We start from the raw sequence: 362 nt of genomic DNA on the forward strand, positions 1-362 counted from the left end.
GGTTCCGGATGACGGGGGCCGCGGCGGCGAGGAGTCGGCGGGGCATGCTCGCGCGGGCGCCGAGTTCGAACAGGCGCAGTCCGAGGGTGACGCCTTCGTCCGCACGCTCCAGGTAGCGCTGCGCGGTCAGATCTGCGACGAGACGGGATACCGTCGACTTCGGCATCGTGGTGCGCTCCGCGAGTTCCGTGATCGAGATGAAGCCACCCGACTCGCGGACCGCGTCGAGGATCGAGATGATCCGGTCGAGCACGGAGGCCGCCCCACCCGCACGGGTGGGGGTCGTGTTCCATTCGGCGAGACTCGTCATCGAGTATCTCCTCCCAACGGGTTGAATCGTCGTCGACCGCCCCAGTACGTCG

1 protein-coding gene is annotated in these 362 nt (G+C 68.2%); it reads right to left on the bottom strand.

Features of this window, described 5'->3' with window-relative positions; genetic code table 11:
* Positions 1 to 310 (bottom strand): helix-turn-helix domain-containing protein (locus ACQG3P_RS18915; RefSeq protein ID WP_426805893.1); only part of this gene is annotated, 310 nt, incomplete at its 3' end.
* Between the last annotated feature and the right edge of the window lie 52 nt (positions 311 to 362).

Source organism: Stenotrophomonas sp. SrG, from assembly GCF_050031795.1.
In the GTDB taxonomy this organism is placed as follows: domain Bacteria; phylum Pseudomonadota; class Gammaproteobacteria; order Xanthomonadales; family Xanthomonadaceae; genus Stenotrophomonas; species Stenotrophomonas rhizophila_A.